We start from the raw sequence: 6,937 nt of genomic DNA on the forward strand, positions 1-6,937 counted from the left end.
GGTAGTGTGGGGTTTCCCCATGTGAGAGTAGGTCATCGTCAAGATTAAATTCCGAAACCCCTATCTGCTGACGCAGGTAGGGGTTTTGTTTTGCGTCAAAAAAATAGGATGACCTAATGGTCATTCTCTTCAGTATCCCTCTATCAAGCCTCAGGCACCGGGCAGTTCAAATCGCCCTCCTTGCATTTCAGATAAGTCTTGAGCGTCTCGATACGCGCCTTTGTAACGGCTGTAATACACTCATTGTGGATCATTGGATAGACGCTACCGCCTTCAACGCCGGACGCAGAAAAACTGCATTCAGCGTCACGAAAGCCGATCCAGGCGCGTTGCGCCTTGACCAGCAATTGTGTGGTTTCGGCATTGTCCTTCAAGCGCGCTGTGATTTGCTTGTACAAGCTGTTCAGCTCCTTGTCGGCGGCCTTGTTCTCTTGGGCCGAGCACTGGTTCAAGTCACCTTGGCTGGTGGCGTCGGTGCAATTTTCAGCGTGGACAGCGGCGATGAAGAACAGGGGGATCAGGGGCAGAAGCAAGCGGCTGGACATTATCTATCTCTCCTTGAGGGTAAAACTGCCGGAGGAGTGTACCCAAACAACGCATCGATACAACTTTCCGGTTGGCCTAGCGGTCTTACAGGCCTACTGTTGAACACAGGAGGTGACCCCATGCATTTATCCGATCGTATCGAAAGAAAGATCCTACTGAAGGCGCCGCGTTCACAAGTCTGGCGCGCTCTGGCCAATGCTGAGACTTTCGGCCAATGGTTTGGTGTAAACCTCGCCGGCAAACGGTTCGTTGCGGGTGAGCGCACCCAAGGGCAGATCACCTATCCGGGGTATGAGCATCTTGTCTGGGATGTGGCGGTGGAACGCGTCGAGCCCGAGCGGGTGTTCTCATTTCGCTGGCATCCTTACGCCGTCGATCCGCAAACCGATTATTCCCAGGAGTCTGAAACCCAAGTGCAGTTCGAACTTGAAGACATGAATGGAGGGACCTTGCTGAAGGTGGTGGAGTCGGGTTTCAAAAAGATTCCCGAGGCGCGCCGACTCAAGGCCTTCCGCATGGACAGTCGCGGCTGGGATGAGCAAATGGCGAACATTGAAGAGTTTCTGAGCAAATCATGAATTGCTACTAGGGTATCGATACCTGACGGGACTAGGGGTTTCCGGAAGGGAGCGTATGGCGAATGGCTTACACTCGGTGGTAGCTATGTCCTCTAGTTCACTTTGGATCCGAGGCGTAATCTGCACTCATCCACTGAAGCACAGGGAGTGCTCAGGATCAGGGAAGATCGGCCTTGCAAGGATTGCTATCGACAGGGAGTCGTGATGGTCTTGGAAAACCCGCTTAGGCGGGTTTTTTTTCGTCCTTTGAAAGATCAAAAGACGTTGTGTAGCCAAACGCTTACACGGCGATGCTGCTTTGTCGTCTTTGCTCATCACGGTGACGAGACTAATCTGTATTTACCCACTGAGCACAGGGAGTGCTCGGGGTCACGGATGACGGGGCCAGGCACGGAATGCCAGACAGGAGTCAAACTGGTCCTCAAAAAACCCGCCTAGGCGGGTTTTTTTTCGTCTTGAAGAAAGTAGGTCCCTCATGCCAAGCGTCGAGCCGTTACACGGTCCGCACCGTCAGCGGCAATGGCCTGCCCACCCGGTGTACGGTCCGCACCATCGGCAGCTACTGCCCTGCGTTTGGCTGATCCTGTTTGCGTGCAGAGTCAGGCGGTGCTGGCTTGCAACGCCATGGCGCGCAGGCGGGCGATGTCCTTGCTCGGCGAGGCGCCGAATAGGCGGCTATATTCACGACTGAACTGCGAAGGGCTTTCATAGCCCATCTTGTAGCCGATTGACGAAACGTCGCTGTTCTCCGCCAGTAAAAGTCGCCGGGCTTCTTGCAGGCGCAATTGTTTTTGATATTGCAGGGGGCTCATGGCAGTCACGGCTTTGAAACGATGATGCAGTGCCGAGGCGCTGAGATTGATCATCTGCGCCAGGCTTTCGATGCTCAGTGGTTCGGCGTAATGCGTGTTGAGCCACTCGATGGCGCGGCTGATGCGGTGTGTCTGGGTGTCAGGAATGGCAATCTCATGCAGGCGTCGGCCTTGGGAACCCCGCAACAGTCGATAAAAAATCTCCTGCTGGGCCAAGGGTGCGAGGGTCGCAATGTCGTCCGGACTGTCCAGCAGTCGCAGCAAGCGCAACATTGCGTCGAGCAGGGGCTCATCGATTCGGTCGAGAAACAATCCGCGATCGGCTCTCTCGGTTGGCACGCCGATTGGGCTGGCGTCGGCGATCAGCCGGCAGATTTGTGCCGGGTCGATGTCCAGGCGGATGCACAGGTACGGTTGATCGGGGCTGGCCTCGATCACCTGGCCGGCCAACGGTAGCGTCACCGAGACCACCAGGTAGTTAAGCGGATCATAAACGTAGCGTTCGTCCGCGAGCGTGACCTCTTTGCGCCCTTGGACAATGACGCACAGCCCAGGCTTATGCACGACGTGCAAGGCTTCGGTGGGATGGTCGCTACGGATCAGGTGCAACGCCTCTATAGCCGTGGAGTGAACGCCATATTCCGGCGCGAAGCGCTTCATCAAGTTAGCCAGTTCGGCGCGACGCAGGTCTACGCCATTATCAGGCGTGATGGTGATGGAGGTGGATACCGACATGCCGATCAATCTCCCTGCCCAATTCAATGGATCGCGCTAGTAAAGCTGATTGCAGCCGCGACGACCAGAGGCGTTATCGTTACAGGATCGTGCAAGTGCGCAGGAGAATCCGGCTAACCCAAGCGTCGGAAGGCTTCTTAATCTGGACCTGTCAAAACGCTCCCTCCGGGGCCGACGTATCCAGACGAGGAAATCATCATGTCCGATATTCAAAACAAAGTAGTGGTCATCACTGGCGCAAGCAGCGGGATTGGCGAGGCGGCGGCGCGGCTGCTGGCCGCCCGGGGTGCTTCTGTTGTGCTTGGCGCTCGCCGCGTGGACCGCTTGCAGGCGCTGGTGGAGGAACTTCAAGCCGCGGGCCAGCAGGCCGCCTGCCGAGCCGTGGACGTGACCCGTCGTGACGACGTCCAGAGCCTGATCGATTTCGCTGTCGAAAGATTCGGACGGGTTGATGTCATCGTCAACAATGCCGGGGTCATGACGCTCTCCAAGCTCGAGGCGCTGAAAGTCGAGGAGTGGGATCGCATGATCGACGTCAACATTCGTGGCGTGCTTCATGGCATCGCCGCCGGTTTGCCGCTGATGCAGCGCCAACGCAGCGGCCAGTTCATCAACATTGCTTCCATCGGTGCCTACACCGTCAGCCCCACGGCCGCTGTGTATTGCGCGACGAAATTTGCTGTGCGGGCGATTTCCGAGGGGCTGCGCCAGGAGGTCGGTGGTGATGTTCGCGTGACGGTGATTTCACCTGGCGTGACCGAGTCGGAACTGGCCGAAAGCATTTCCGACGAAGGCGGGCGCGCCGAGATGCGCGAGTTCCGCAAGATTGCCATTCCCGCCGAGGCCATTGCCCGGGCTATTGCCTATGCGATCGAGCAACCGGCGGACGTGGACGTCAGCGAACTGGTGGTGCGACCGACGGCCAGCCCGTTCTAAACCAGGCACTTTATCGGAGTGCCTGGCTTGATCTCTTTACGCCGATTCCAACCGCGCCGCAGCCCGCTGGGTGATCTGCGAGCGCACCCGGAACGACTCCGCCGAGCGCCGGTTGGCCTCTTCGAGCACCTGCGTCGGTGCGCTGTCCGGGGAACCTGCGGCGAACGGTGGAGCCGGAGCGTATTCAAGCTGCAGTTGGACCAGCTCGGCGGTGTCCTGGTCGAACAGCTCTGCTGCCAGGGTCAAGGCAAAATCGATTCCTGCGGTGATGCCGCCGCCGGTGAGCAGGTTGCCGTCGCGGACCACGCGATCGTTGACCGGCGTCGCTCCCAAGGGCTGCAACAAACTGTGAAAGGCCCAGTGGGTGGTGGCGCGTTTGCCACGCAACAATCCCGCCGCGCCGAGTACCAGCGAACCGGTGCACACCGAAGTGACGTACTTGGCGTGGGCCGCCTGGCGCTTGATGAACGTCAGGGTTTGCTCATCTTCCATCAACGGGCCGACGCCGCTGCCGCCGGGGACGCAGATGACGTCGAGTTTTGGGCATTCCTCGTACGTGGTGGTTGGCAGCAGGACCAGTCCGGTGCTGGAGGTGACGGGCGCCAGGTCTTTCCAGACCAGGTGGATTTGCACATCCGGCAACGAGGCCAGCACGTCGTACGGGCCGGTGAGATCCAGCTGCTGGACCTGAGGGAATAACAGAAAACCGATCTGCAACGTCATGTCGCTTGCTCCTTTGAATAGCGCCCGAGGGGTGGACGGTTTTAGTCTAGGTCCGTAGTCTTTGGCTTATTCGCCAATAAGCCCTCGAATCACGCCAATATGCCCAATCAGCCGAAAACCGTTCATGTGCTGGCCTTCGCCAACGTGCAAGTGCTTGATGTCACCGGGCCCTTGCAGGTGTTCGCGTCGGCCAACGATCTGCTCCGTGGGCAAGGCCTGCCGGTGCCGTACGCGCCGACTGTCATTGCCGCCCGAGGTGGGGCGGTGATGTCGTCGGCGGGGTTGGCGCTGATGGCCGAGCCGCTGCCCAGCGAAGCCAGCGACACGCTGCTGATCGCCGGCGGTTGGGGCGTGTACGAAGCCGCCGAGGATCCAGCCTTGGTGGCTTGGGTCAAGGCACAAGGGCTGCGTTCGCGCAGGGTGGCGTCGGTGTGCACCGGGGCGTTTCTGCTGGCGGCCAGTGGCTGGCTGGACGGACGCCGGGTGGCGACTCACTGGACCCGCTGTGAACAACTGGCCCGGCAACATCCAAAACTACAGGTCGAACCCAATCCCATTTTTATCAACGATGGTCCGGTGTGGACCTCCGCCGGGGTCACCGCCGGGATCGATTTGGCGTTGGCGCTGGTGGAAGAAGACTTGGGCCGAGCGATGGCCCTGGAGGTTGCGCGGCATTTGGTGGTGTTTCTCAAGCGCCCCGGCGGGCAATCGCAGTTCAGCGCCACGTTGGCGCTACAGAAGCAGGGCGGTCGCTTCGATGAGTTGCATGCCTGGATTGCCGAAAATCTCATCCAAGACCTGGGCTTATCGAGCCTGGCTGCCAAGGTCGGCATGAGTGAGCGCAGCTTTGTGCGCCACTACCGCACCGAGACCGGCCAGACCCCGGCCCGTGCCGTAGAGCTGATTCGCGTGGAAACCGCTCGGCGCCTGCTAACCGACAGCACCGTGCCGATCAAACGCGTAGCGGTGCAGTGTGGGTTCGGCAGCGAGGAAACCCTGCGTCGAAGCTTCATGCGCGCGATGGAGGTAACCCCTCAGGCCTATCGCGAGCGTTTCGCGATCAGCCCTCAAGCAGATCCAGCAATGCCTTGAGCGTGGCTTCGGGCGCCTCCTGGGGAATATTGTGGCCGACGCCGGTCAACACGCGACGTTCATAGTGCCCGGTGAAATGCCCGGCATCGGCATCGGCATCGTGCTCGGACGGCGGGCCCACGCCGTCATTGGCCCCGCACAGGGAAATGCTCGGCACACCGATGGCCGGTTGCGCCGCCAGCTTTTCTTCCATCCACTCAAGGGTCGGGTCCCCCGGCGCGTACCCGAAACGATGGCGGTAGGAATGAATCACCACCTCGACAAAATCCGGGTTATCGAATGAAGGGGCGGTGAGCGGATACAGCTCGGCGCCGCGTTTCCAGGTTGGCGACCACAGGTGCCAGAGCAATTGGCACAGTTCACGCCGGTTTTGCGTCAGGCCTTCGACGCCCCGGGCGGTGTGAAAGTAATACTGGTACCACAGGCGATGTTCATCTTCGGGCCCCAGCGGTTGGGTTGAACGAGGAATGTCCTGCAAGTTATAGCCGTCGCCCGTGACCAGGCAGCGTACGCGTTCGGGCCACAGGGCGGCGACAATGCAGGCGGCGCGGCCACCCCAGTCATAGCCGCACAGCGCCGCTCGCGGGATATCGAGCGCCTGCATCAGGTCCAGCAGGTCCTGGGCCAGCGCCGCTTGCTGGCCGGAGCGGGCGATAGCGGGGTTGTTGAACCGGGTCGGGCCGTAGCCGCGCAGGTACGGCACGACGACTCGATAACCGTGTTGGGCCAGGGCCGGCGCAACCTCGTCAAAGGCTCGTGGGTCGTAGGGAAATCCATGCAGCAGAATCACTGGCTCACCGCTGGCGGGGCCGTGTTCCTCATAGGCGATGCGCAGCAGTGGCGTCACCGCGAAATTCACCTTGGGTGCAGCTGTCATGTTGGCCTCCGGCATCGCTCGGTTGTGGTCAGGCGGGTTCCTGGTTCACGTATTTGGCGCGGTCCGGGGTGAAGGTCACGACCATGTTCGTGCTGGAACAGGTCAAGGTCCGTTCCTGGGTCAGGTCGATGTCCAGATCCTCGCCGCGCAGGCCCTGCCATTGGGCCAGGTACTTGAGACAACCGAACTTTGCGTTCTTCTTCAGGCTGCGGCTGACCCCGCCTTTCCAACCCAGCACGGGCAATTCACCGGCCAGGCAACGGTGTGCCAGTTCAGGAAATCTCGCCGCTCGATCGCGGCCGATTTCCCAGCATTTGATCAAGCCTTTGTCCTGGTCGTTCCACAGTTCTTCCCGGTTCAAGCCTGTTCGAGGCGCGGTAGTGATGGGGCGTCTGATGTGCGTCATGTCGGATCCTTGATTCGGGTTTATCGGGCAGCTCCGCTGCACCCGTGAGTGCATCGATCTTAGGAGGGGTTTGCGGTGCTGGCAACTTGAGGACATGGACTGAGTGCGATTGCGCCAGCTTTTTTGAGAAAAACACCGGACACCCGTGGCGAGGGAGCTTGCTCCCGCTCGGCTGCGCAGCAGTCGTCGCTTTTCAATCCGGAAATTTTGGGGTCGCTGCGCAACCCAGCGG

At 60.0% G+C, this 6,937-nt stretch carries 8 protein-coding genes; 3 read left to right on the forward strand and 5 right to left on the reverse strand.

The window, feature by feature from the left end; translation table 11 throughout:
* Window positions 1-143: 143 nt before the first annotated feature.
* The gene (locus HU806_RS26000) at window positions 144-545 is read right to left on the reverse strand and encodes a lysozyme inhibitor LprI family protein (RefSeq protein WP_186615739.1); all 402 of its coding nucleotides are present in this window, start codon (window positions 543-545) and stop codon (window positions 144-146) included.
* A gap of 120 nt (window positions 546-665) precedes the next feature.
* On the opposite strand from HU806_RS26000, the gene HU806_RS26005 reads away from it, so the two are divergent.
* The gene (locus tag HU806_RS26005; protein WP_186615741.1) at window positions 666-1,124 is read left to right on the forward strand and encodes an SRPBCC family protein; all 459 of its coding nucleotides are present in this window, start codon (window positions 666-668) and stop codon (window positions 1,122-1,124) included.
* Window positions 1,125-1,723: 599 nt separating this feature from the next.
* Here the strand turns inward: HU806_RS26005 and HU806_RS26010 are convergent.
* The gene (locus tag HU806_RS26010; RefSeq protein WP_186615743.1) at window positions 1,724-2,671 is read right to left on the reverse strand and encodes an AraC family transcriptional regulator; all 948 of its coding nucleotides are present in this window, start codon (window positions 2,669-2,671) and stop codon (window positions 1,724-1,726) included.
* 198 nt (window positions 2,672-2,869) lie between these two features.
* On the opposite strand from HU806_RS26010, the gene HU806_RS26015 reads away from it, so the two are divergent.
* Entirely contained in the window at window positions 2,870-3,607 is a 738-nt protein-coding gene (locus HU806_RS26015) for an SDR family oxidoreductase (RefSeq protein WP_186615745.1), read from the forward strand.
* Between the two features lie 36 nt (window positions 3,608-3,643).
* Here the strand turns inward: HU806_RS26015 and inhA are convergent, their stop codons facing one another.
* Window positions 3,644-4,330, reverse strand: coding sequence for an isonitrile hydratase (inhA, locus tag HU806_RS26020; protein ID WP_186615747.1), 687 nt, complete (start codon window positions 4,328-4,330; stop codon window positions 3,644-3,646).
* A 99-nt stretch (window positions 4,331-4,429) separates the two neighbouring features.
* Between inhA and HU806_RS26025 the strand changes: the two genes are divergently transcribed.
* Window positions 4,430-5,422, forward strand: a complete 993-nt coding sequence (locus tag HU806_RS26025) for a GlxA family transcriptional regulator (protein ID WP_186615749.1) — start codon at window positions 4,430-4,432, stop codon at window positions 5,420-5,422.
* Here HU806_RS26025 and HU806_RS26030 read toward each other — a convergent pair.
* Complete coding sequence (locus HU806_RS26030; RefSeq protein ID WP_186615751.1) at window positions 5,391-6,299, reverse strand: alpha/beta fold hydrolase; 909 nt, start codon at window positions 6,297-6,299, stop codon at window positions 5,391-5,393. The genes HU806_RS26025 and HU806_RS26030 overlap by 32 nt on opposite strands.
* Window positions 6,300-6,327: 28 nt before the next feature.
* On the reverse strand, window positions 6,328-6,705 hold the full coding sequence (locus HU806_RS26035; protein WP_186615753.1) for a hypothetical protein: 378 nt from the start codon (window positions 6,703-6,705) through the stop codon (window positions 6,328-6,330).
* Window positions 6,706-6,937: the final 232 nt, after the last annotated feature.

It is taken from the genome of Pseudomonas sp. SWRI154, assembly GCF_014268645.1.
GTDB lineage: Bacteria > Pseudomonadota > Gammaproteobacteria > Pseudomonadales > Pseudomonadaceae > Aquipseudomonas > Aquipseudomonas marvdashtae.